At 60.2% G+C, this 23,623-nt stretch carries 20 protein-coding genes and 1 pseudogene; 12 read left to right on the top strand and 9 right to left on the bottom strand.

The genetic code is table 11. The features are described from left to right. From fabA to ACIOWA_RS12285, 4 genes are all read right to left on the bottom strand, one after another. A partial coding sequence (gene fabA / locus ACIOWA_RS12300) for a bifunctional 3-hydroxydecanoyl-ACP dehydratase/trans-2-decenoyl-ACP isomerase (RefSeq protein WP_401160009.1) occupies positions 1–304 on the bottom strand: 304 nt, incomplete at its 3' end. A gap of 247 nt (positions 305–551) precedes the next feature. Continuing rightward, positions 552–2,456, bottom strand: coding sequence for a response regulator (locus tag ACIOWA_RS12295; RefSeq protein WP_339495429.1), 1,905 nt, complete (start codon positions 2,454–2,456; stop codon positions 552–554). Then, complete coding sequence (locus tag ACIOWA_RS12290; RefSeq protein WP_339538094.1) at positions 2,453–3,385, bottom strand: ABC transporter substrate-binding protein; 933 nt, start codon at positions 3,383–3,385, stop codon at positions 2,453–2,455. Before ACIOWA_RS12290 ends, ACIOWA_RS12295 begins: the two co-directional genes overlap by 4 nt. 1 nt (position 3,386) lies before the next feature. Then, on the bottom strand, positions 3,387–5,510 hold the full coding sequence (locus tag ACIOWA_RS12285; RefSeq protein WP_401160006.1) for a TonB-dependent receptor plug domain-containing protein: 2,124 nt from the start codon (positions 5,508–5,510) through the stop codon (positions 3,387–3,389). A 196-nt stretch (positions 5,511–5,706) separates the two neighbouring features. Between ACIOWA_RS12285 and ACIOWA_RS12280 the strand changes: the two genes are divergently transcribed. The 5 genes from ACIOWA_RS12280 to ACIOWA_RS12260 all read left to right on the top strand — a co-directional run bounded on the left by ACIOWA_RS12280 (position 5,707) and on the right by ACIOWA_RS12260 (position 9,800). Beyond that, positions 5,707–6,732: an NAD(P)H-dependent glycerol-3-phosphate dehydrogenase gene (locus ACIOWA_RS12280; protein ID WP_339430826.1), complete on the top strand. Its 1,026-nt coding sequence runs from the start codon at positions 5,707–5,709 to the stop codon at positions 6,730–6,732. Between the two features lie 18 nt (positions 6,733–6,750). Beyond that, positions 6,751–7,098: a DUF4389 domain-containing protein gene (locus ACIOWA_RS12275; protein WP_339430825.1), complete on the top strand. Its 348-nt coding sequence runs from the start codon at positions 6,751–6,753 to the stop codon at positions 7,096–7,098. Next, the gene (gene sixA / locus ACIOWA_RS12270) at positions 7,095–7,547 is read left to right on the top strand and encodes a phosphohistidine phosphatase SixA (RefSeq protein WP_339430824.1); all 453 of its coding nucleotides are present in this window, start codon (positions 7,095–7,097) and stop codon (positions 7,545–7,547) included. Before ACIOWA_RS12275 ends, sixA begins: the two co-directional genes overlap by 4 nt. 122 nt (positions 7,548–7,669) lie before the next feature. After that, positions 7,670–9,325 (top strand): AMP-binding protein, encoded by a 1,656-nt coding sequence (locus ACIOWA_RS12265; protein ID WP_401160003.1) that lies wholly within the window; start codon positions 7,670–7,672, stop codon positions 9,323–9,325. 31 nt (positions 9,326–9,356) lie between these two features. Continuing rightward, positions 9,357–9,800 (top strand): hotdog fold thioesterase, encoded by a 444-nt coding sequence (locus ACIOWA_RS12260; RefSeq protein ID WP_221732999.1) that lies wholly within the window; start codon positions 9,357–9,359, stop codon positions 9,798–9,800. Position 9,801: 1 nt separating this feature from the next. Here the strand turns inward: ACIOWA_RS12260 and ACIOWA_RS12255 are convergent, their stop codons facing one another. Then, the gene (locus ACIOWA_RS12255; RefSeq protein ID WP_401160002.1) at positions 9,802–12,798 is read right to left on the bottom strand and encodes an RHS repeat-associated core domain-containing protein; all 2,997 of its coding nucleotides are present in this window, start codon (positions 12,796–12,798) and stop codon (positions 9,802–9,804) included. A 216-nt stretch (positions 12,799–13,014) separates the two neighbouring features. Here ACIOWA_RS12255 and ACIOWA_RS12250 point away from each other — a divergent pair, with 216 nt between their 5' ends. The 4 genes from ACIOWA_RS12250 to ACIOWA_RS12235 all read left to right on the top strand — a co-directional run bounded on the left by ACIOWA_RS12250 (position 13,015) and on the right by ACIOWA_RS12235 (position 16,729). Continuing rightward, positions 13,015–13,821: an alpha/beta fold hydrolase gene (locus ACIOWA_RS12250; protein WP_401160000.1), complete on the top strand. Its 807-nt coding sequence runs from the start codon at positions 13,015–13,017 to the stop codon at positions 13,819–13,821. Beyond that, positions 13,818–14,672 carry an alpha/beta hydrolase gene (locus ACIOWA_RS12245; protein ID WP_339495424.1) on the top strand — a complete coding sequence of 285 codons (855 nt, stop codon included), beginning with the start codon at positions 13,818–13,820 and terminating at the stop codon, positions 14,670–14,672. Before ACIOWA_RS12250 ends, ACIOWA_RS12245 begins: the two co-directional genes overlap by 4 nt. Positions 14,673–14,799: 127 nt before the next feature. Beyond that, positions 14,800–15,609: a DUF4892 domain-containing protein gene (locus ACIOWA_RS12240; RefSeq protein ID WP_221732995.1), complete on the top strand. Its 810-nt coding sequence runs from the start codon at positions 14,800–14,802 to the stop codon at positions 15,607–15,609. Between the two features lie 67 nt (positions 15,610–15,676). Continuing rightward, on the top strand, positions 15,677–16,729 hold the full coding sequence (locus tag ACIOWA_RS12235; RefSeq protein WP_339430818.1) for an AI-2E family transporter: 1,053 nt from the start codon (positions 15,677–15,679) through the stop codon (positions 16,727–16,729). A 77-nt stretch (positions 16,730–16,806) separates the two neighbouring features. Here ACIOWA_RS12235 and ACIOWA_RS12230 read toward each other — a convergent pair. The 3 genes and pseudogenes from ACIOWA_RS12230 to ACIOWA_RS12220 all read right to left on the bottom strand — a co-directional run. Next, positions 16,807–16,962 (bottom strand): annotated as a pseudogene (locus ACIOWA_RS12230) (histidine kinase); the annotation flags it as partial. Between the two features lie 87 nt (positions 16,963–17,049). Then, on the bottom strand, positions 17,050–18,099 hold the full coding sequence (locus ACIOWA_RS12225) for a HAMP domain-containing sensor histidine kinase (protein ID WP_339430817.1): 1,050 nt from the start codon (positions 18,097–18,099) through the stop codon (positions 17,050–17,052). Then, positions 18,099–18,860 (bottom strand): response regulator, encoded by a 762-nt coding sequence (locus ACIOWA_RS12220; RefSeq protein ID WP_401160012.1) that lies wholly within the window; start codon positions 18,858–18,860, stop codon positions 18,099–18,101. The genes ACIOWA_RS12225 and ACIOWA_RS12220 overlap by 1 nt, the downstream gene beginning before the upstream one ends. A gap of 283 nt (positions 18,861–19,143) precedes the next feature. Between ACIOWA_RS12220 and pyrF the strand changes: the two genes are divergently transcribed. Then, positions 19,144–19,842, top strand: coding sequence for an orotidine-5'-phosphate decarboxylase (pyrF, locus tag ACIOWA_RS12215; RefSeq protein WP_339430816.1), 699 nt, complete (start codon positions 19,144–19,146; stop codon positions 19,840–19,842). A gap of 126 nt (positions 19,843–19,968) precedes the next feature. On the opposite strand, the gene ACIOWA_RS12210 is transcribed toward pyrF, so the two are convergent. Further along, positions 19,969–20,973 (bottom strand): NADP-dependent oxidoreductase, encoded by a 1,005-nt coding sequence (locus ACIOWA_RS12210; RefSeq protein WP_401159997.1) that lies wholly within the window; start codon positions 20,971–20,973, stop codon positions 19,969–19,971. A 237-nt stretch (positions 20,974–21,210) separates the two neighbouring features. On the opposite strand from ACIOWA_RS12210, the gene ACIOWA_RS12205 reads away from it, so the two are divergent. Then, positions 21,211–21,972 (top strand): SDR family oxidoreductase, encoded by a 762-nt coding sequence (locus tag ACIOWA_RS12205; RefSeq protein ID WP_401159995.1) that lies wholly within the window; start codon positions 21,211–21,213, stop codon positions 21,970–21,972. Positions 21,973–22,163: 191 nt separating this feature from the next. After that, positions 22,164–23,564 (top strand): PLP-dependent aminotransferase family protein, encoded by a 1,401-nt coding sequence (locus tag ACIOWA_RS12200; protein ID WP_339464087.1) that lies wholly within the window; start codon positions 22,164–22,166, stop codon positions 23,562–23,564. Positions 23,565–23,623 lie beyond the last annotated feature (59 nt).

The following is a 23,623-nucleotide window of genomic DNA, read 5'->3' as shown; positions in this document are numbered from 1 at the left end:
GGCCCGGCAGGCCTTGCCAGCCCAGTAAGAAACCGACCAGTTGCCACATGGCATCCAGACCCAGGCAGCCCGGCATGACCGGATCACCTTCGAAGTGGCACGCGAAGAACCACAGGTCAGGATTGATATCCAGTTCGGCGACCAATTCACCTTTGCCGTACTTGCCGCCTTCTTCGCTGATCAGGGTGATTCGATCCACCATCAGCATGTTCGGGGCGGGCAGTTGCGCGTTACCTGGGCCGAACAGCTCACCGCGACTGCAGCGCAGCAGATCTTCCCGAGTAAAGGCGTTTTGTTTGGTCATGCGAGCTCCTCAATAATCCCATGCGGCAGGTGGGGCAAATCTTCCCGACCGTTCGAAGCGTTCATGCCTCGAACCGGCAGCCTACTCATAGACTATTGCGTTGTGGTGAAAGTCACAGCACCAAGGACATGAATGTACACTTGTGCACTGAAATTTTTATTCAAGCCCCTTTTGAGGCTCGTTCGGGTGCCTAAGACTGCCGCACTTTCGCTTTTCACGCCAGTCGCAGATGGTCGAAAAGCCGTCACTACGACACCCAGCGCTGCAGAATCTGCTGTAGGTCATTGCGTTTGAACGGCTTCGCCAGATAATCGTTCATGCCCGCCGACAGGCAGGCCTCGCGGTCGCCCTGCAAGGCATTGGCGGTCAATGCGATGATCGGCACCGCGCTGCGTCCGGGCAAGCGGCGAATCTGCCGGGTCGCTTCGTAGCCATCAATGATCGGCAAACGGCAATCCATGAGAATCATTTCGAAATCGCTTGCTTCGGCATTTTGCACCGCTTGTGCGCCATCGGTGGCAACACTGACAGTAAAGCCCAAACTGCGCAGCATCGCTTCAATCACGGTCTGATTCACCGGATTGTCTTCCACGAGCAACACATGACGCCCCTCGCCGTGACCGCTGCTGTTCAATGCGCGTGGCGCTGCCAGTTGCGGCAACGCCTGCTTATAAAGAGCCAGCGGAATTTCCAGGGTGAATACCGAGCCGCGACCTTCTTCGCTCTGCGCGCGCAATGTCCCGCCCATGCGCTCGGCGAGAGTGCGGGCAATCGGCAGACCGAGGCCGGTGCCACCGTAACGCCTTGAAATAGAACTGTCGGCCTGCTGGAAAGCGTTGAACATCAACTCCAGGCTCTCGGACGAAATACCGATGCCGCTGTCGCGCACCGAACAGGTGAACCACAGCAGTTCGTGATCCAGCGACTGCCACTGCGCCTCGATGCTGACCCGACCCTGTTCAGTGAATTTCAAGGCGTTGCCGACCAGGTTGACCAGAATCTGCCGGATCCGCGTCGGATCGCCCTGTACCTGCAAACCGTGCATGTCTTCGGGGATCCGCAGATTGAGCGCCAGGCCACGCTGAACCGCGCTGTGCTGGAACGACTGGGCGCAGGCTGCGATGAGTTCGGCGAGGTTGAACGGGATATGCTCCAGTTCCAGTTCCGAACGCTCGATGCGCGAGAAGTCGAGAATGTCGTTGATGACCTTGAGCAGGTGTTCGGTGGACTCCGAGGCAAGCGCGGCGTACTCGACCTGTTCTTCGGTCATGTCGGTGGTTTCGAGCAATTGCAACATGCCCAGCACGCCGTTCATGGGGGTGCGCAGTTCATGGCTCATCATCGCCAGGAAGTCGGATTTGGCGCTGTTGGCCTTTTCCGCTTCCTCACGGGTCTGGATCAGTTGGGCCATGGCTTGATGCTGTTCACGACTGGCCTGTTCCAGCGCCTGAGCGAGGTTGTTGATGTGTTGCGACAGGGCGCCCAGTTCGGTGTCGTCGACAATCGGTAGCGGCGTTTTATAGTCGCCTTGCTGAATCGCCTTGACCGCATTGCCGATATCGCGAATCGGCTGCGACAGGCTGCCCGCCAGGCGCCGCGCGACGATGAAGGTGAAGAGCAGGGCAAACAGCGCCAGAATAGCGGCCTTGAGCAGGATTTCCTGCTGACGCTGACTGAAGGCATCGTTGGACAGACCGACGATCACTCGCCCCAGATAATCCTCGTTGGCCGCGCCATTGCTGACTTTGGTGTCCTGGAAAAAATCATTGTGCAGGGCGATCCGTTGCAGCCTTACCGGCGCTTGAAAAACTTCGACCTGATGCGCACGGCTATGGACATTCGCCGGTTGCTCGACGTAGACCAGAATCCGGTTGGCACTGTCCTGCACTTCGATAAAGCGCACGTTGGGTGTTGCCAGCGAGGCTTTGAGCAGGCTCTCCAGCACTTCGTTATTGCCGGAAATCACCCCGTACTCGGTGGCGGGTGCCAGTTGGTTGGCGATCAATTGGCCGGTGTGGTTCAGCTCCTGGCGCAAATCCTGAATGCGCACGAAGGTAAAAAAGCTGATCAACAACAAGGTCAGCAACAGCGCCGGGCCCAGGCTGATCAACTGGGTCCGGGTGTTGATGTCCCAACGGCGACGGAAACTCATGGGCGGCTTTCTCCTTCAGCCAACGCTCTGGCGACTGACGCGTCATTTAACGGTTCGATCCCAAGGGAACGAGCCACCTGCGCATTACTTGAGACTTTAAAACGTTTGGGATAGAGGGCTGGCGGCCAATTGCCCGGCGGCTGGTCGAGCAGTTGGTCGAGTACCGCCAGCCAGTCGCTCTGATCGCTGTAGCTGCTGACCAGGCTACCGGCGCGGACAAACGCAACGTTGGGCCCCACCAGCGCCATTTGCTGCGAGTAACTGCTGAGCAGCAGGTTTTTCGCGGTTCTCGGGTTGTACAGATCAGGATCGTCGAGGCCCAGCAGCACGTCGCTGTTTTTCAGTACAGCTTGCAGGGGGCGGTTGTCGTGGGTGTTGTCCCAGCGTTGGCTGACGATTTGCAGATTCAGCGATTGAGCGGTCAGGCGCAGTTCCTTGAGCAGAAATTCGCTGTGCGGGTGGAACAACACGCCAACCCTGCGCGCCTGCGGCAACATCCGCCGGATCAACTGCAATTGACGGCCCAGTGGTGGATCGCTCCACAGCAGAGTCAGCTGCGAGGGTTGTGCCGAGCCGAAACGCTGATGTGCTTGCACGCGGCTGATACGCAGCACCAGCGTTGCCGGGCCCTTTGAGTCTTGCAGGCGCCAGTCGAGGCTTGGCAGATCGAGCAGAATCAGGCGCAGGCTGGAAGGTAATTTTCCCGGTGCCGGGAGACTGGCCAGCGGCTGGAAACGCACACTGTCGGTCGGACGCAACTCGCTGAGGGCCTGAACGAAAGCCTGCACGCCGGGACTTTCTTCAGCCCCTGTGAGCAGAATATCGGCCGCTTGCACTGCGATGCCGTGCAGCCACGCGGCCAGAAACAGGCACAGCCCGGCCAGGCAGTGGCCAAGGGTTGGCGCCTTGCGTGACAGGCCGAGGCGCACCCTAGAACTCCAACTCGGCGCTGAAATACATCACCCGGCGTTCGTCGTATTGGTTGTCCACGAACGTCGTTGGCGCGTGATCGAGGCGCTGTTGCAGCACGCCGGCCAGTTGCAGTTGGGCTTTGCCCAGCGGGATGCGTTTGGCGATCCGCGTGTCGACCCGTTCAAAGCGATAGCCGTTGAGCGCGTTGTCGCCGTAATAGAAGAGGGCGCTGTTCCAGCCTTGGCCCCAGTCGCGCAGCCAACCGGCCGAACCGCTGTTGCGCGAGGTGAATTGCTGATCCTGCGGATTGCTCGCTTGGGCGTCGACGTAGGCGTAAGTGAAACGCAAGCGGTCGACCCTGCTCACGCGCCAGTCGAGTTGGGTTTCGGTGCCGCGAAAACGTGAGCTGTTGGCATTGCTGGCGATGTATTGGTTGTTGCGCAACGGCTCGCTGATCATCCCGGTGATTTCGTCGTAGAACAGCTTCACATCCAGTGCCAGTCCCCACTCTGCGAAATTGCCGTTGTAGCCCACTTCACGCGAGCGCATGTGTTCCTGATCGAGATCGCCGGGGCCACGGGTCTTGACGAAATAACGCGCTGACGACTGGCCGTACGCCGTGGGCCGCAGGTTGGTCACCTGATAGCTCCAGTTGACGTTGTTCTCGAACATGTCCGGCGAGCGGATCGCCTCCGAGTACACCGCACGCAGACCATGGCGCGGGTTGATCAGGTAGTTGATCGCGAAGCGCGGGGTCAGCGAACTGCCGATCAGTTGCGTGTCTTCGAACATTGCACCGCCCTGCAACAGCCAGTGTTCGGTCGCGCGCCATTCCAGTTGGCCGAAGGCGCGCCAAGTGGTGTCGTCCAGCGTGCCGTTGAAGTAGGTCTCGGAATCGGCCCGGTCGTAACGATAGTTCATGCCGCTGACCAGGCGCAGGCTGTCGGACAGGCTGAGGGTGTCCTGCAATTCGAGGTCGTAACGCGACTCCCGGGCACTCTGGTCGATATCGCCGCACAGGGTTTGGCTGGCGCCGTTGCGCCATTGATCAAGCACCTGATTGGCCAGCGCCATTTTCTGCGGGCTTCCGGGCTCGGCGCCGGGGCCGGTGAACCGGGTGATGTTGCGCGCCAGGCGCTCGGTGTAATTGGGGTCGAGTTGCCACAGCTGCGTCAGTTCCGGGCTGAACGACACTTCGGCGTCGCAAGCGCGCCAGGTTTGCTGACGGTCCCAGTGCTGCGCCGATCCTTGTACATAAAGGCTATGTTCGGGATTGATGTCGAGATTCCAGCGCACCGACCCGGCGTAGTCCTTGGCCACCACGTCGGAGTTGTTCCCCGCGTCTGTAATCCCCGAGAACACCGGTCGGTAGGTATAGGGCCGCTGGTTGGTGCCGTCCTTCGCGTTGACCTGCCAGTCGAGGCTCTGGCTGTCGCTCAGGGTATGACTGACCGCTAGACTGAAACGGTTCAAGCGGCGGCTGTCGCGGTAATCGGCGCCTGTGCGATTGCTGTCGAAACCGTCGTCTTCTTGACCTGACAGCGACAGACGCAGGTCGCCGCCATTCCAGCCCGTGCCCTGGCTGGCATGGAAATCGTTGATGCCGCGCTGGCCCCGAGTGATCTTCAGCCGTGTGCCGTGGCTGTTCGCCGGGTGACGCGTGATGATGTTGACCACCGCCATCAGTGCATTGGCGCCGTAGCTGACAGTGTTCGGGCCTCGGAAGACTTCGATGCGCTCAATGTCTTCCACGGCCACCGGAATATCGCTCCAGTCCACCGTGGCCAGACCCGCGCGGTAAACCGAGCGGCCGTCGATCAACACCTGCATGCGCCGCGCTTCGCTGGCGTTGGTGCCGTGGTAATTGACCACAGCCTGATTGCCGCTGACGTTGCCGACCATCATCCCGGGCACCAGGCGCAGCAGTTCACTGATGTCGCGGGCGCCGCTGGCGTTGATCAATTCGCTGTCGAGGACGGTCATGCTTCCCGGCACTTGCGCCGGTGTCTGTTTAAGGCGTGTGGCCGTCAGCACCTGCGGTAGCGACTCGCTGTCCATGAACAGGTCATCGGCCTGCACGACCGGGCTGAACAGCAGCGCGAGCAACAGGGACGAGCGCGATGAGGGAGAAGCAAAGAGCACGACACAGCCTATAGAGCGAAGAATTGGCGGGCATGTTAACCGAGGGCAGCGACTTTTCCAGTCACGTTATAGGCATTTTCCTAGGTTTTGTTGGTCTTCTTCCTACAAGTATCGGTAATTGACGCGGGGGCTGGCCGCGACGGGGTCGCCCCGTATAATGCCGACATCGCCACTGGTATGGATTAACGGATTGCATATGACTGAACAGCGCCCGATTGCGGTCCTGGGAGGCGGAAGTTTTGGTACCGCCGTGGCCAATCTTCTGGCCGAGAACGGCCATCAAGTCTTGCAGTGGATGCGTGACCCCGAGCAGGCCGAGGCCATCCGGGTCAATCGCGAAAACCCGCGTTACCTCAAAGGCATCAAGATTGTGCCGGGCGTGACCGCCGTCACCGACCTGCAAGCCACCCTCGATGCCTGTGACCTGTGCTTTGTCGCCCTGCCGTCCAGCGCGTTGCGCACGGTGCTGGCCGCCCACGCCGAACGGCTGAGCGGCAAAATGCTGGTCAGCCTGACCAAGGGTATCGAAGCCCACACCTTCAAGCTGATGAGCCAGATCCTCGAAGAGATCGCTCCGCAAGCGCGCATCGGCGTGTTGTCCGGGCCGAATCTGGCGCGGGAAATCGCCGAGCACGCACTGACCGCCACCGTGGTTGCCAGTGAAGACGAAGACCTGTGCAAACAAGTGCAAGCCGCGCTGCATGGCCGCACCTTCCGCGTCTACGCCAGCGCCGATCGTTTCGGTGTCGAGTTGGGCGGTGCGTTGAAAAACGTTTACGCGATCATCGCCGGCATGGCGGTGGCTCTGGAGATGGGCGAGAACACCAAGAGCATGCTGATCACCCGGGCCCTGGCCGAGATGACCCGGTTTGCGGTGAATCAGGGTGCCAACCCCATGACCTTCCTGGGGCTTGCCGGCGTCGGTGACTTGATCGTGACGTGTTCGTCGCCCAAGAGCCGCAACTATCAGGTCGGTTTCGCCCTCGGTCAGGGGCTGAGCCTCGACGAAGCGGTGTCGCGCCTTGGTGAAGTCGCCGAAGGGGTGAATACCTTGAAAGTACTCAAGGCCAAATCCCAGGAGGTGGGTGTCTACATGCCGCTGGTCGCCGGGCTGCACGCCATTCTGTTCGAAGGGCGCACGCTGGACCAGGTCATCGCGTTGTTGATGCGGGCCGAGCCGAAAACCGACGTCGACTTTATTTCCACCAGTGGTTTCAACTGAGTCAGCAGGGAACGACCTATGAACGATCCAAAAATCGACACCAAGTACGAGTCCATCCTCCTGCGGGTATTGTGGATGCTCATTTACGTGCTGGTCTGGCAAGTGGCGCAGTTCATCCTTGGCGCAGTGGTGCTGGTGCAACTGATCTATCGTTTGATCTATGGCGCTCCGAGCGCCGGCCTGATGAATTTCGGCGACAGCCTGAGCCAGTTTCTGGCACAGATCGGCCGTTTCGGCAGTTTTCACAGCGACCAGAAACCATGGCCGTTCGCCGACTGGCCTGCGCCGCGTACCCCCGAAGGCGAAGCGCCGCATGCCGTGCCGCCAGCACCGCATCCGGCCCGAGATGAGGAACCCAAGCTATGAAACTCTGGGTATTGCGTCACGGTGAAGCCGTGCCTTATGGCGCGTGCCCCGATGCCGAGCGGGAGCTGACCGAGCATGGCCGCCAGGAAGCCTTGAGCAGTGCGGCCCGTCTGATGGGCCAGCCGTTGACCGCGATCTACGCCAGCCCCTATCTGCGCGCGCAACAGACCGCGCAGATTGTCCGTGAGGCGCTGGGTTTCGAGCCGCCGATTCGCACGGTCGAGTGGCTGACGCCGGAGGTCGATCCGGACAAGGTCACCGATCAACTGGTCTCGGTGAGCAATGTGCTGCTGGTCAGCCATAACCCGCTGGTGGGCAATTTGCTCAGCTATCTGCAGCATGGCGCCGGGTATCCGCCCGAGAGGGTCAGCACGGCCGGGCTTGCGGAGCTTGAACACAGTGAGTTGCTGATCGGCTCGATGAAGCTCAATAGCCTCAAGCATCCATAACGTTGTAAACACCGCTCCCACATTTCGCTGTGTCGGTGGAAATTATTTGTTTGAATTTTCCAACCAAGCACTTGCTTGGTTGACTACGCTTGCTCCAGACCAAAAAAACAGGAGCGAGTCGCATGTCTGCCGCATTCCGTTTGCCGCTGGACGTGTTTTACGAACGCGAGGCGCGGCACCCGCGCCAGCGCTTCCTCGTACAGCCAGTCGGGGGCGGGCAGGTCGAAACGCTGACCTGGGCCGACGTCGGCCATCAGGCCCGCCGCGCCGCGCATTGGCTGCGAGCGCGCGAGTTGCCGCAGGGCAGCCACATCGCGCTGATCTCGAAAAACTGCGCGCACTGGATCATCGCCGACCTCGCCATCTGGATGGCCGGGCACGTCTCTGTGCCGCTGTATCCCAACCTGACCGCCGACTCCGTGGCTCAGGTGCTCAACCACTCGGAAAGTGTGTTGGCGTTTATCGGCAAACTGGATGATTGGCCCGGCATGTCGAAAGGCATGCCTTTGGGCCTGCCGACCATCAGCCTGCCGCTGCATCCGGCCGGCGACTTCGATTTCAGCTGGGCCGACCTGCAACGCAGTTCACCGATCCAGGACGACCCGCGTCCCGCCGGCGAGCAACTGGCCACCATCATCTACACCTCCGGCACCACTGGCCTGCCCAAAGGCGTGATGCACAGTTTCGCCAACCTCGGGTTTGCGACGACCCATGGCACGCAGTTATTCGGGCTTAACGAGCATGATCGATTGCTCTCCTACCTGCCGCTGTGCCACGTCGCCGAGCGGATGTTTGTAGAGTTGGCGTCGATCTACACCGGGCAGACGGTGTTCTTTGCCGAAAGCCTCGAGACCTTTATCACTGACTTGCAGCGTGCGCGGCCGACCGCAATGTTTGGTGTGCCGCGAATCTGGAGCAAATTCCAGATGGGCGTTTACAGCAAGATTCCGGCAAAGCGCCTGGATTTGCTCCTCGGCCTGCCGTTCATCGGCAAGCGAGTCGGGCACAAAGTGCTTGCTGGCCTCGGGCTGGATGCCTTGCACGTCGCCCTGTCGGGCGCCGCACCAGTGCCGCAAACCTTGCTTGCGTGGTATCAGAAACTCGGGCTCGACGTCCTGGAGGTCTACGGCATGACCGAGAGCTGCGGCTATTCGCACATCTGCCTGCCGGGTCAATACAAGCAGGGCTGGATCGGTAAACCGTGCCCGGATGTTGAAGTGCGTATCGATGAGTCCGGTGAAGTGCAGGTACGCAGTCAGGCGAACATGCTCGGCTATTTCAAGGAGCCGCAGAAAACCGCCGAAACGATCACCGAGGACGGTTTTCTGCGCACCGGTGACAAGGGCGAGCAGGATGCCGAAGGGCGCCTGCGCCTGACTGGTCGACTCAAGGAGATCTTCAAGACCAGTAAAGGCAAATATGTGGCTCCGGCGCCGATCGAAAATCGGCTGGCGGTGCATTCGCGTATCGAACAGGTCTGCGTGGTGGGCGATGGTTTGAGCGCGCCGCTGGGCTTGTGCGTGCTCTCCATTGTCAATCAGGAAGAGGGGCGGGCGAGTCTGCATTCGAGCCTGGAAAAACTGCTGGAGGAGGTCAACGCGGTGCTCGACAAGCACGAGCGCCTGCGTCGACTGGTGGTGGTCAAGGACAGTTGGGCGGTGGAGAACGGGTTTCTCACGCCGACCCTGAAAATCAAACGCAACGTCATCGAAGACACCTACGGCGCGCGCTTCGAAGAATGGAGCGAGCGCAGCGAGGCGGTGCTGTGGCAGGATTGAGCGACCACTAAAACAACAAAGGAAGTCTGTGATGAGCCTGTGGCGCACCACTCCCGACATCGAGCAGTTGAACGCAATCCAGAAAAACACCATCGGCGAAGTGCTGGATATCCGTTTCGAGGCGTTCGACGAACAATCACTGACCGCGAGCATGGTCATCGACCATCGCACCCACCAGCCTTACGGCCTGCTGCACGGCGGCGCCTCGGTGGTGCTGGCTGAAACTGTCGGTTCTATGGCCAGTTATTTGTGTATCGATGCCAGCCAGTTTTATTGCGTGGGGCTTGAGATCAACGCCAACCATTTGCGTGGTTTGCGCAGTGGCCGGGTGACGGCTGTGGCCAAGCCGATTCATATCGGTCGCACCACGCATGTCTGGGATATTCGACTGACCAGCGATGAAGGCAAGGCCAGTTGTGTCTCGCGCTTGACCATGGCAGTGGTGCCGTTGGGGCAGACACCACCCTCGAGTTGAGTCATACGCTACGTCGTCTGATAACACTCATGGGCAGGTCGCCCGCGTCGGGTGTTTCCGGGTGATAACCGGCGGGTGTCGCATCTCTCCAAATCCGGTTCGCTGGAGTGAAACGATCCAGAGTGAAGTCCCCATCGTCGTACCTGGCCAGCTCGAAGGCGCCACGCTGCACATGCTGGCCCAGGTATGTGCGGGCCTCGGTGGGGGTGGCCAGGCTTTCGACGACTGCTGATTGTAAGTGGGCGTTTTCGATTGTGTTCGTTAGAGGTTCGGCGAGCAATGTCAGTGAGGCGGTCAAGGTTGAGCCGGCGGTGCGTGTTACGACGCCGTACAGCCATTCCGCAGCATTCGGCACAGAAAGCCGATTGCGTTCCGGGCTGCTGTAGTCACCTCCACGCAATGAGTTGATCGTGGTTGTGGACGCTCCATCCAGGCCTTCCACGGTAGCGGCGACAGTGATATCCAGGCCAGGTGGCAGATTTGCCCCGAGCGCACCGTCAGCAAAAAGAACGGCTCCATAGAAGGCGGTGCGCCAAGCGGTCGTGGTGCCGCTTGGCGCAATCGTGACGCTGGGGCCGACGCTGGCGAACGTGCGTTGGCCTGCTTCCCTTGTCATGCTCTTGGGCACACTGGCAAGTATGCTGATGGCTGTCATGTTCAAGGTTTCCCGCTCAGACAGGTACGCATACAGTGGAGCGGCGGCTCCCGCCGCAGCGCCCGCCAGCCCCAAGATACCGGCCATGACTTTCTGTGTGGTGCGGTTGTAGTTGCGGCTGCTGGCAATACGACTGCCTGCTCCTATCCCCATGGAACCACCGGCCAACGCACCCACCATGCTGCCTGCTAGGGTCAATCCCAGATTGACACCCGGGTCTGGCGGTGAGTCCGGATCGCCGGTTGCCCATTGCTCCAACCCTCTTGCAGCAAAATATTTAACCGCTCCTGCGGCCAGTGCACTCACACTGTCCCGGCCAAAGGTTGCCAGAGCGGCGCCCACGCCTTCTTTCAGTGTGACCAGTCCCTGGAAGTCCACGTTCCCGACAGGGTTGCCGTGCACCATGGCAAACAGATTCAGTCCGTCCTGCACCCCCAGCGGGTCCGCATTGAGCCAGCGCTGAAGCCATGGCGTGTAGTAACGAAAACCGTAGTAATACAGGCCACTGGCATCCCGTTCCTTGCCCGAGTAGCGCAGGGTCTTGTAGCTCGCTTCGACCAGGCTTCGGCCCGCCCACCAACAGGTACCGCCAAACGGGTAATAGCTTTCCCGGGAGATCATCTGTGCCTGGGCGTCCAGTTCAATGGTGCTGGAGTTCAATTGATCGGTGAAGCTGTAGCGCTGCTGATGCTGGGGTATGCCGTGTGGTGGCGGTTTTTCAAAGTGCAACACCTGGATTGTCGCGCGACCGGCCTTGACGGTGATGACGTGTACGGTCTGATTCGGATCGGTGCGAATTTCCAGACCGGGCAAGTAGCGCGTTTCACTGAGTCGTTGCACCGATGCGGTACAGGCCTGACGGATTTTTCGCAGGCGTTGACCGCTGCCGTCATAGATGTAGAACTCGCAATCATTCGGTTCACCCTCTCGAACCACCTGATCAACCTGTTGCAATTCATTGCGTCGATCCCATTGCAGCGTTTGCCCTTCGTCTTGGAGAAACACGCGGTTGCCATTGGCGTCGTAAGCGGCGGCAATCGCCTGCTCATCGGGCAGATGGCCGTCGGGGCTTTCCGGCAGGCTGCGATTGCTGGCGCTGGCCACAACCGTGCGCTCGGTGCGGTTTCCACTGGCGGCGCGGTGCTCCATCAACAGCAGATTGCCGGACGGATCATAGGTGTAAGTGCGCGTGTAGTTTTCCAACTGACCCGGGTCGGCAGGAGAGGCAAATGCCGGCAGCTGTGGCCCGCCCGCAGCGTTGCGGATCTGCCGGCCACTGGCCTCGATCAAGCGCGAGAGGCTGTCGTAACGGTAGCGGCAGATCGCGTCTGTTCGCTGGTTACGGTGATAGACAGCCGCCTCTGCGCTATCGCTGATGCGAGTGATATTGCCGACTGCGTCGTACGCGTAGGACAGATCCTGGAGGATCGAGCCATGACTGGTCTGGCTCCTCAGACGTTGCAGGCGGCCATCGTCGAGGCTGAATGTCGCTTGGGAGATCACGTCATTTCCCGCGCGTTGCTGCTCAATAAGCCCAAAGGCGTTGTAGTGGATATCGCTGACCAGCGTCTGGCTGTCGTCGTTTGCGGCCAGTGTCAGACGGGTTTCTTTCACATGGCCCGCCACGTCTTGAAGCTGTATCTGCCGATTTCCCAAGGCATCTGTCTGACCAACCGACTCGCCAAGGGCGTTGTAGCTGAAGTGGGTCGCGGCCGATCGGGTTTCCAGAAAAAAATCGCGATCGACTTCCACTTCCGGCCAGTCCACCGCCCACGCGGGATCGGCACTGAAGGTGCGACAAAGTTGCAGTGGTTGCCCGCTCATACTGAGTTCAGTGAAGTGCAGGGTGCCTGCGGTGTCGTCATGCCGAATCAATCGGCCACGGCGGTTATGGTGGACTTCATCCGGATCATCGAAATAGGTGAAGCGCTCCGTACAGTGTTCAGGCTCGTCGGCAGACTGCTCGAAAGTGGCGCTCGGTCGTCGCAGAGCATCATGGACGATACGGCTGTGGTTGCGTTTCTGATCCCATCCGTCAATGTGAGCGCCGTCCTCTGCGAGCAAGCTCAGGCGCCAGCCTGCATCGCTGTTTTCACTCGACAGCATGGCGCCTGACAGGCTGAACACATTGCTCTGATTCGCCGGGCCGGGTTTTTCAGGTGTGTGCTCGCGGAACAGTCTGGGATCGCGACTCAATACCGTGCGCCCCGCTGCATCATGCGTCTGGTGAGTGATGTAACTCTCGGGTGCCAAAGTCTCATCGCGACGATGGTAATTCACGCTGCGTAATACCAGGCCTCGAGCGTCGAAGGCCTGGATGGCGGGTGTATTCGCGTGAGTCATGGGCGCCGGCAGCTTTAATGAGGGTGATCCTCTTATCAGCCTGAACACGGCGTGGGTCAACTGACAGAACTGACAGTTGACAAAAACACCCACACGGCGGTGCGTCGGATATAGCCATGGCGCGACTGTCATCATTCCTGGCCGTTACGGTCATTGCTGTGAGGCGCACTCTTGCGGACAATCAACGCCACGTTTCCCGCTCATGGATCTACCCGCATGTCGCAACCGATCTTTTTCGCCCACGCCAACGGATTTCCTTCGGGTACCTATGGCAAGTTGTTCGCGGCGCTGGCGCCCGAGTACCGGGTCGCGCATCTGGAGCAGCATGCCCATGACCCGCGATTTCCCGCGGACGATAACTGGTACAACCTTGTCGATGAGTTGATTCACCATTTGCAGCAGCAGGATCAACCGGTGTGGGGCGTCGGCCACTCGTTTGGCGGCGTGCTGCACCTGCATGCGGCGCTGCGTTGCCCTGAGTTGTATCGCGGCGTGGTCATGCTCGATTCCCCTGTGCTGACCCGTACCGATCAATGGGTGATCCGTGCGGCCAAGCGCTTCGGCTTCATCGACAGACTGACTCCGGCTGGACGCACCCTGGGCCGGCGCGAAGAGTTTGCCGATATCGACAGCGCACGCAGCTACTTTGCCGGCAAGACATTGTTTCGCAGTTTCGATCCCGAATGTTTCGATGCCTATCTGCAACACGGTTTGCATCAGGTGGGCGACAAGCTGCGGTTGCGCTTCGACCCGGCCACCGAGATCAGCATCTATCGCGGGGTGCCGCACACCAGTCCCGGCCTTACCCGACAGTTGCAAGTGCCGCTGGCGGTGGTACGAGGGCACAAGAGTCGCGTGGTGATGCGTCATCACACCCGTTTCGTTTCGCGTCTTGCCCAGGGCGAGGCGCTGAGCATGCCCGGTGGCCATATGTTTCCGCTTGAACGCCCGCAAGACACGGCGCGGTTGCTCAAGAGCCTGTTCACTCGCTGGGAAAATCGTCAGGACAAGGATTGCGCATGAGCCCGACCTTCGAAGAAGTACGCCTGAACCTGCCGCATATCGAGTTGGCTGCGCACTTGTTCGGTCCCGAGGACGGTTTGCCGGTCATCGCCCTGCATGGCTGGCTCGACAATGCCAACAGCTTTGCCCGCCTGGCGCCGAAGCTCAAAGGCTTGCGCATCATGGCCCTGGACATGGCCGGGCATGGGCACTCCGGGCATCGTCCGAGTGGCGCCGGTTACGCGTTGTGGGACTACGCCCATGACGTGCTGCAGGTTGCCGAGCAGATGGGCTGGAAACGTTTCGGCCTGCTCGGGCATTCGATGGGCGCCATCGTGTCGCTGGTGCTGGCCGGTTCGTTGCCGCAGCGTATCTCGCATCTGGCGTTGATCGACGGCGTGATTCCTCCTACAGACAAAGGCGAAAACGCTGCCGAACGCATGGGCATGGCCCTGCAAGCGCAACTGGAACTGCGCGAGAAACGCAAACCGGTCTACAACAGCCTCGACCGAGCCATCGAAGCGCGGATGAAAGGACTGGTGGCGGTCAGTCGTGAGGCGGCGGAACTGTTGGCGCAACGGGGATTGATGCCCGTTCCCGGCGGTTACACCTGGCGCACCGATAATCGCCTGACGCTGCCGTCGCCGCTGCGCCTGACCCTGGAACAGGCGATGGCTTTCGTCCAGCGCATCGACTGTCCTGCGCAATTGGTCGTCGCGGCCGACGGCATGCTGGCCAAACACCCAGAACTGCTGGAGCGTCTACCCTTTAACCGGGAACAGCTGCCCGGCGGACACCATTTGCACCTCAACGATGAGGCCGGTGCCGATCTTGTCGCAGACTGTTTCAATCGGTTCTTCGCCATTCCTTGACTTGCTGCGGGCAACTGTCGAGGCTGGGCGGGTTGAAATGGGAGATAACCATGATGGATCTTTACACCGCTACGACCCCGAATGGCCAAAGCGGCACCCAGGCCATGTCTGTCCGATGAACCTATCCATGCGTTCACTCAGTCTCTTGGCACTGTGCTGTTTCAGTTCCTTTTCAATCGCCGACGATGTACCGGGCAGTCAGGATCTACCCATCGTGCCGCGTCTGGCCGATGCACAAATCGTCGACTATCGTGCCCCGACCGAACTGGAGCGTGTCTATCCGCTCGGATCGATCCGTAAAATCAGCGGCAAGCTGCGCTTCGAAGGACAGGTCAGTGCCAGAGGCCAAACCACGTCAGTGACCTACGAACTGCCACCGGAACACTCCGCCAACGAAGCGTTCACTGCCGCCCGTGAAGCGCTGCAAAAAAAACAGGGCGCCGAGTTGCTGTATTGGTGCGAGTCCCGTGATTGTGGCGAAAGCAGCCTGTGGGCCAATGAGGTCTTTGGTAATTCGAAACTGTTTGGTTCCGATGAGCAGCAGGCCTATCTGTTGCTAAGGCTGGCGGCTCCAAGGGATAACACGCTGATAGCGCTCTACAGCATTACGCGCGGCAATCGCAGGGCTTATCTGCATGTTGAACAGTTCGTGGCCGAAGCGCCGCTGGGCGAGTTGTTGCCGACGTCTGCGACCCTGTTGCGGCAGCTCAAAAGCACTGGTGAACTGGACTTTCCGAAGTTGGTGGGCGATCCGGATGACACCTGGCTGCGGCTGATTTCCCGGGGCCTGAACCTGGATATTACGCAAAGGGTGACCGTGTCGGGCCCCAAGGCCGAGGCTTGGCGACAAGCACTGATCGAGCAGGGCGTGCGCGCGAGGCGGCTGGAAGCCGGCAGTGTCGAAGGCCCTGGCCTGCACATTAATCTGTTGCGATAAGGTGTATCGGGCGGGCACGCTGTGTGTTCGCCTATTTTTTGTCTGACTGACTTTTTCGAGACCTTACATGCTCAATAACGATCGGCTGTTGGTGCAAATCCTTCTGCTGGTGCTGTTTGGTGCCAGCCTGTGGGTGATGGCGCCGTTCTGGTCGGCGTTGTTCTGGGGCGCCGTGCTGGCGTTTGCCAGTTGGCCGCTGATGCGTCTTCTGACCCGCTGGCTCAATGGCCGCGAATCGCTGGCCGCCGCCATTCTGACGTTGGGCTGGATGCTGCTGGTGGCGGCGCCGCTGGTCTGGCTGGGGTTCAACCTGGCAGATCACGTGCGTGATGCCACAGCGTTCATCAAAGATGTGCAAGTCGATGGTTTGCCGCAGGCGCCGACGTGGCTGGGAGGTTTGCCGTTTGTGGGTGAGCGGCTGGTCGGGCTCTGGAACAGCATTGATGAGCAGGGCGCCGCGTTGATGGTGTCGATCAAACCTTATCTGGGGCAGGTCGGTAACTGGTTGCTGGCGCGCAGTGCGCAGATCGGCGGCGGGATTCTCGAACTGACGTTGAGCATTGTCTTTGTCTTCTTTTTCTATCGCGACGGGCCGAGGCTGGCGGCGTTTGCTCATCGCTTGCTGGAACGCTTGATTGGCGAACGCGCCGGGTACTACATCGAATTGGTCGCTGGCACGGTTCAGCGGGTGGTCAACGGCGTGATCGGTACGGCGGCGGCGCAGGCGATTCTGGCGTTGATCGGCTTCCTGATTGCCGGCGTACCGGGGGCGTTGGTATTGGGGGTTGTGACGTTCCTGCTCAGCCTGATTCCGATGGGACCACCGCTTGTATGGGTGCCGGCCACGGCTTGGCTGGCCTGGAAGGGTGAGTATGGGATGGCGGTGTTTCTCGGGATCTGGGGGACGTTCGTCATCAGTGGCGTGGACAACGTGCTCAAGCCGTACCTGATCAGTCGCGGGGGGAATCTGCCGCTGGTAATTGTATTGCTGGGTGTCTTTGGCGGGTTGATTGCGTTTGGGTTTATCGGGTTGTTTATCGGACCTACGCTGTTGGCTGTTGCTTATAGTTTGCTGACGGACTGGAGCAAGAGTCAGGCTCGGGTTGAAGACCGCCGTTAGTTTTTTGGAATGGGACGGTATGCGCGGGCCTGAGGACTGACCTGTCTCTGGCAGGAGTCCCCAGTCCGGACTGTGGGCACCGCACGTTTCAGCTCGTCCTGATCCACCGCGCCATCGCTGTTGCTGTCGAATTTGGCGAACAGTTGCTTTTGCAGTTGCTGGCCTCGGGCGTTTTGCGTGGAGGCGCTGCGGGTGCTGGTATAGCTCGTGTAGCTGCTGACGCTACCGATCATCGGGCTCACTCCTGAACTGGAAAACCGGTGGGTGTACCGGCGCAGTCAGCCTCAAGGGGCAGGTGGGTACACACGAGGATGGAGTTCTCAGGGTCGAGGCAGGCGGATGACTGCCGTGAGGCCGCCACCGGGGGTTTGTTCCAGGTTTAGATCTCCACCCAAACGCTGCGCGGCTTCCCGGGCAATGGTCATGCCCAGGCCGACGCCGCCGGAGTTGCGGTTGCGCGAGCCTTCCAGGCGATAAAACGGTTCAAACACTGCCTCGCGCTTGTCCTCGGCAATTCCCGGCCCATGGTCGATCACGCGGATCAGCAGTTGGCCGCGCCGATCCAGCAGTTCGATGCATGCCTGCCCGGCATAGCGCAGGGCGTTGTCCATCAGGTTATTGATGCATGAGCGCAGCGCCATCGGCTGTACCGCAAGTGGTGCGCAATGGCCGCTGACCTGCACATCCGAGCCTTGATCCTGGGCGTTTTCGCACAGAGATTCGACCAGCGCCTGCACGTCCATTAATTGCAAGGCTTCGCTGGTGCGCTGTTCGTGCAAATAGGTAAGGGTGGCATCGAGCATGCCGATCATGTCGTTCAGATCCTGGCGCATCTGGCTTTGCAATTTGTCGTCGCTGATGTTTTCCAGGCGCAGTTTCAATCGCGACAGTGGTGTGCGCAGGTCGTGGGAGACGGCGCCGAGCATTCGCGCGCGTTGCTGAATTTGTTCGCGTATCCGTTGTTGCATCAGGTTGAAGGTATGCGCTGCTTGCCGGGCTTCCCGCGGGCCGGATTCGTCCAGCGGTGGGCTGTCGAGGTCTTCACTGAGGCGCTCGGCGGCGTCACTCAAGCGCTGGATCGGGCGACTGAGCAGCTTGGCGCCATACCAAGCGGCGATCATCAAGGTAATGAACTGAAAGGTCAGTGGCACCACAGGGCCGCCGAACCAGGGTCGCGCTGGCCGTGGCGGATAGCGCGGATCCTGGTGAGGCCGTTGCCCCTCGGCATTTGGGGAAAACGCCGGGGGCGGCGGAGGTGGCGGCGGACCGTAGAGGTGAAACCAGGTGAACGCCAGCAGGTGCGCCAGGACGATCGCCACGAACAACACGCCAAACAGGCGGCCGAACAGGGTGTCGAAGCGCGCCCGCATCAGCCGATGTCTCGTGCGTCGAACAGGTAACCCTCACCGCGCACGGTTTTGATCAACTGCGGTGCTTTCGGATCGTCGCCGAGTTTCTGTCGCAGACGCGAGACCAGCAAGTCGATGCTGCGGTCGAACGCTTCAATCGAACGGCCTCGGGCGGCATCAAGCAATTGTTCGCGGCTGAGTACCCGGCGCGGGCGCTCGATGAAGACCCAGAGCAGGCGGAATTCGGCGTTGGACAGCGGCACCACCAGGCCATTGTCGGCGATCAGTTGGCGCAGAACGCTGTTCAGGCGCCAGTTGTCGAAACGAATATTGGCGCGCTGATCGGTACGATCGTCGCGCACGCGGCGCAGAATCGTCTGAATCCGGGCGACCAGTTCACGCGGCTCGAACGGTTTGGCCATGTAGTCATCGGCACCCAGTTCCAGGCCGATGATGCGATCGGTGGGTTCGCAGCGGGCGGTCAACATCAGGATCGGGATGTCCGATTCGGCGCGCAGCCAACGGCACAGCGACAAACCGTCTTCGCCGGGCAGCATCAGGTCCAGCACCACCACATCAAAATGTTCGGCTTGCATCGCCTGGCGCATCGCCGCGCCGTCAGTGACGCCACTGGCGTGGATATTGAAACGGGCAAGGTAATCGATCATCAGCTCGCGGATCGGCACGTCATCGTCGACGATCAGGGCGCGAATGCTCCAGCGCTTGTCGTCTTTGGGCTCATCCGTTCCGGTGGTTTGGGTGTTGTGCATGGGGCTGTTCATCTGCCAGTAGGCCGCCAACCACAAAGATGGGCTGCGAGGTTGTGGTTTCAGCATAGGTGTCCGGCCGCGAAGCGGGAAGTGCTGATGTAAGGACGTGTTTCGGCTGGCGAGGCTAGCGCGGGCGCTTGTTGGCGACATGTCGGTTGTGTATCGGAGTCGACACAATAGCGTCGAACGCTATGCTGATCACGTTTGGCGCGACGAATTACCGATCATCGGGTGCCGCGCCGCCGCCGGTTCCGCTACAATGCGCGCCGATTTCGACTTGCCTGAGAGCCCATCCATGTCCGCCTGCCAGACTCCTATCATCGTCGCCCTGGATTTTCCCACCCGTGACGCCGCACTGAAGCTGGCCGACCAGTTGGACCCGAAGCAGTGCCGGGTCAAAGTGGGCAAGGAACTGTTCACCAGTTGCGCCGCCGAAATCGTTGGCACCCTGCGTGACAAGGGTTTTGAAGTCTTCCTCGATCTGAAATTCCACGACATTCCCAACACCACCGCGATGGCCGTGAAAGCCGCCGCCGAGATGGGTGTGTGGATGGTCAACGTGCATTGCTCCGGTGGCCTGCGCATGATGGCCGCCTGCCGTGAAGAACTGGACAAGCGCAGCGGCCCGCAACCGTTGCTGATCGGCGTGACCGTGCTGACCAGCATGGAACGCGAAGATCTGGCCGGTATCGGTCTGGATATCGAGCCGCAGGAGCAGGTGCTGCGTCTGGCGGCACTGGCCGAGAAGGCCGGGCTGGACGGTCTGGTGTGCTCGGCGCTGGAAGCCACCGCACTGAAAACCGCGCATCCGTCGCTGCAACTGGTGACCCCCGGAATTCGCCCGGCGGGTAGCGCGCAGGACGATCAGCGCCGTATTCTGACCCCGCGTCAGGCGCTGGATGCCGGCTCCGATTATCTGGTGATCGGCCGTCCGATCAGCCAGGCGGCAGATCCGGCCAGGGCGCTGGCCGCTGTCGTGGCCGAAATCGCCTGATCAAACGCTGAAGATCCAAAATGTGGGAGCGGGCTTGCTCGCGAAGTAGGCGTATCAGTCGACACAGATGTTGACTGACACACCGCCTTCGCGAGCAAGCCCGCTCCCACATTGGTTTCTGGTGGCTTAAACCTTCAGCACCAACTTGCCGAAATTCTCACCGCTGAACAATTTCATCAGCGTCTCGGGGAAGGTCTCCAGGCCTTCGACGATGTCTTCCTTGCTTTTGAGCTGCCCCTTGGCCATCCAGTCGGCCATTTCCTGCGCCGCACTGGCGTATTGCGCGGCATAGTCCATCACCACAAACCCTTCCATGCGCGCACGATTGACCAACAGCGACAGATAGTTGGCCGGGCCTTTGACCGCTTCCTTGTTGTTGTACTGACTGATGGCGCCGCAGATCACCACTCGCGCTTTCGGCGCCAGGCGGCTAAGCACAGCGTCAAGGATGTCGCCACCGACGTTATCGAAATAAACGTCCACGCCTTTCGGGCATTCGCGTTTAAGCCCTGCCACCACGTCTTCGTTTTTGTAGTCGATAGCGCCGTCGAAGCCCAGTTCATCGATGAGGAATTTGCACTTGTCGGCGCCACCGGCAATGCCCACCACACGGCAACCTTTGATCTTGGCGATCTGTCCGGCAATGCTGCCCACTGCGCCCGCAGCCCCGGACAACACCACCGTGTCGCCAGCCTTAGGCACGCCCACCTCAAGCAGCGCGAAGTAGGCGGTCATCCCGGTCATGCCCAGTGCCGACAGATAAACCGGTAGCGGCGCCAGTTTCGGATCGACTTTGTAGAAACCTCTTGGCTCGCCGAGGAAATAATCCTGCACGCCGATGGCTCCGTTGACGTAGTCCCCGACGGCAAAGCCCGGGTTGTTCGACGCGAGCACTTTTCCTACGCCGAGCGCACGCATGACTTCACCGATGCCGACCGGTGGGATGTAGGACTTGCCCTCGTTCATCCAGCCACGCATGGCCGGGTCGAGGGACAGGTATTGGTTCTTGACCAGAATCTGTCCCGCAGCCGGTTCACCGACCGGCACTTCCTGATAAGTGAAGGTCTCGCGGGTGGCAGCGCCCACCGGGCGTTTGGCGAGCAGGAACTGGCGATTGGTCTGGGAAGTCATGGCAGGTTCTCGAATTGAATTAAGCCTTGTTGATAGACCTTCACCGGCGATGTCGCAAGGTTCGCTGATGCGGCGAATGCACATCGATCCAGTGCAGTGATAGTGATCTACGGGGTTCTATCACTGGGGCGCATGGGCGCATAAACAGGCTTTTGATAGTGCTGACGTCTGGTAGAACCCTGTGGCTATGCTGCACTTGAACCCATCCCCTGCATTTACCCGTTCGAGGACATAACAATGAGCATGACGTTTTCCGGTCAGGTTGCCGTAGTCACTGGTGCGGCCAACGGCATTGGCCGTGCGACCGCACAGGCATTCGCCGCCGAAGGCCTGAAGGTGGTGGTGGCCGATCTGGATGCGGCAGGGGGCGAGGGCACGGTGGCGCTGATTCGTACAGCGGGCGGTGACGCCACCTTTGTGCGTTGCAATGTCACCGACGAAAACGACGTAAAAAACCTGATGGAAGAGGTGATCAGTGTTTACGGCCGCCTCGACTACGCCTTCAACAATGCCGGGATCGAAATCGAGAAAGGCAAGCTGGCCGAAGGCTCGATGGATGAGTTTGACGCGATCATGGGCGTCAACGTCAAAGGCGTCTGGCTGTGCATGAAATACCAGTTGCCGCTGTTGCTGGCGCAGGGCGGCGGAGCAATCGTCAACACTGCCTCGGTGGCCGGGCTGGGTGCTGCGCCGAAGATGAGCATCTATGCAGCATCGAAACACGCGGTGATCGGTCTGACCAAATCGGCAGCCATCGAATATGCGAAGAAGAAAATCCGCGTCAACGCGGTATGCCCGGCCGTGATCGATACCGATATGTTTCGCCGTGCCTACGAGGCTGATCCGAAGAAGGGCGAGTTTGCCAACGCCATGCATCCGGTAGGCCGCATCGGCAAGGTCGAAGAGATCGCCAGTGCCGTGCTGTATCTGTGCAGCGATGGTGCCGCGTTCACCACGGGACATTCTTTGGCCGTGGACGGTGGTGTCACCGCGTTCTGAAAAAGCGCCGCTTGAAAGAACCCGCCTTCGTGCGGGTTTTCTTTTTATGGACCGCCGTCAGTTCCGTTAAACCGATAAACAATGTGTATCAAATGATTAGAACGGTCGCTTTTGGCGGCGTTGTCGCACAGCCTGTGCGGCGTGGCTGTGATTTACTGCCGCCAGCAAAACGGACAGGAGTTTGCTTGCTCATGGAATTGAGAATTGATCGACAGGCAATGGTGCCGGTCGTACAGCAGATTGTTGACGGACTGACTGACTGGATCCTGCAAAGCGGGGTACCGCCGGCTACCCGCTTGCCCTCTGTTCGGCAAATCGCCCGGGGTAATCTGCTCAGTCAGTCATGTGTCGTCGAGGCTTGTGAGCGGTTGGTAGCGCAAGGCGTTCTGTCCACGCGGCAGGGCGCGGGGTTTATCGTGGCACCGTCGCCGTCGAGCCAGAGCCTGGAGGATGAATCGGTGCCATGCGAGGGCCGGCAAGCCTGGTGCGATACCGTGTGCGGCACTTCAAGTGGCTTGAAACTCGGCGGTGGCGGTTTGCCGGAGAGCTGGCGCGAGCCCGACGATCTGAGCTATGCACTGCGTGAGGTAGCGCGTACCGACATGGCAAGCCTGTTCAACTACAGCACGCCACTGGGCCTTGCAGCGTTACGCGAGCAGATCGTCAAACGACTTAAACTGTTCAGCATCGAAGCCTGCAGCACACAGATTCTGAGCACTGGCGGTGCCAGTCACGCGCTGGATCTGATTGTTCGAACCTTGTTGAAGGCTGGCGATTGCGTCGTGGTCGAAACACCGGGTTATGCGCCGCTGTTCGACCTGTTGCGGCTGCATGGCGTGCGCATGCTTGAGGTGCGTCGAACGCCGAACGGGCCGGATATCGAAGCGCTTGAGGCTCTGCTGCGTCAGTTTCAGCCCAGTGCGTTTTTCATCAACAGCCATCACCACAACCCCACCGGCAGTTCCCTGACACCGGCAGTGGCTCAGCGCATCGTGCAGTTGAGCAGGATCTACGATGTACGCCTGATCGAAGACGATGTCTACGCGGACTTGCACACTGGCAATGGTACGCGCCTGGCTGCACTGGACGATGAGGAGCGGGTCATCTATGTCGGCAGCTTTTCCAAGACACTGAGCAGCGCTTTGCGGGTGGGGTTCGTCTTGGCCGACAGCGAGCTTGTTGCACGGCTGGCTCGGGTCAAGATGATCAGCGGTCTGGGATGCTCAAGATTTTCCGAAGCGGTGCTGGCCAGTCTGATGTCGACCGGCGCATACCGCAAACTGGTGCAGCGTCAGCGGCAGCGCTTGAACGCCGATCGCGCAGCGGCGTTACAGGCTCTGGAGGATGCCGATTGGGAGGTTTTCGGCAAACCGACGGGCGGATTGTTTATCTGGGCGCGTGCGCGAATGACCGATCAGGCTCGTGTGTTCAGGCAGGCCCAACGCTGCGGGGTGCTGCTTTCAGCTCCAGATGCCTTCAGCCCCAGTGGCGAGGCTGGCGAATGGCATCGCATCAACGTGGCCTACGCCTGTGATCCGCGCGCCCGCCAGTTTTTTCGCAATACCGGTTCGGATCGACCTCAAGTGTTCTGAAAACGACGCGGGCGTAGCTTTTTGCCATTATTCCGACGCCAGAGACTTGTGCTGGTTCA

Origin of the sequence: Pseudomonas sp. NPDC087614, from assembly GCF_044743485.1 — a bacterium.
Taxonomy (GTDB): Bacteria; Pseudomonadota; Gammaproteobacteria; order Pseudomonadales; family Pseudomonadaceae; genus Aquipseudomonas; species Aquipseudomonas baetica_A.
Note: the sequence above shows the minus strand (reverse complement) of the source record. Positions and strands in the feature narration are given on the sequence as shown.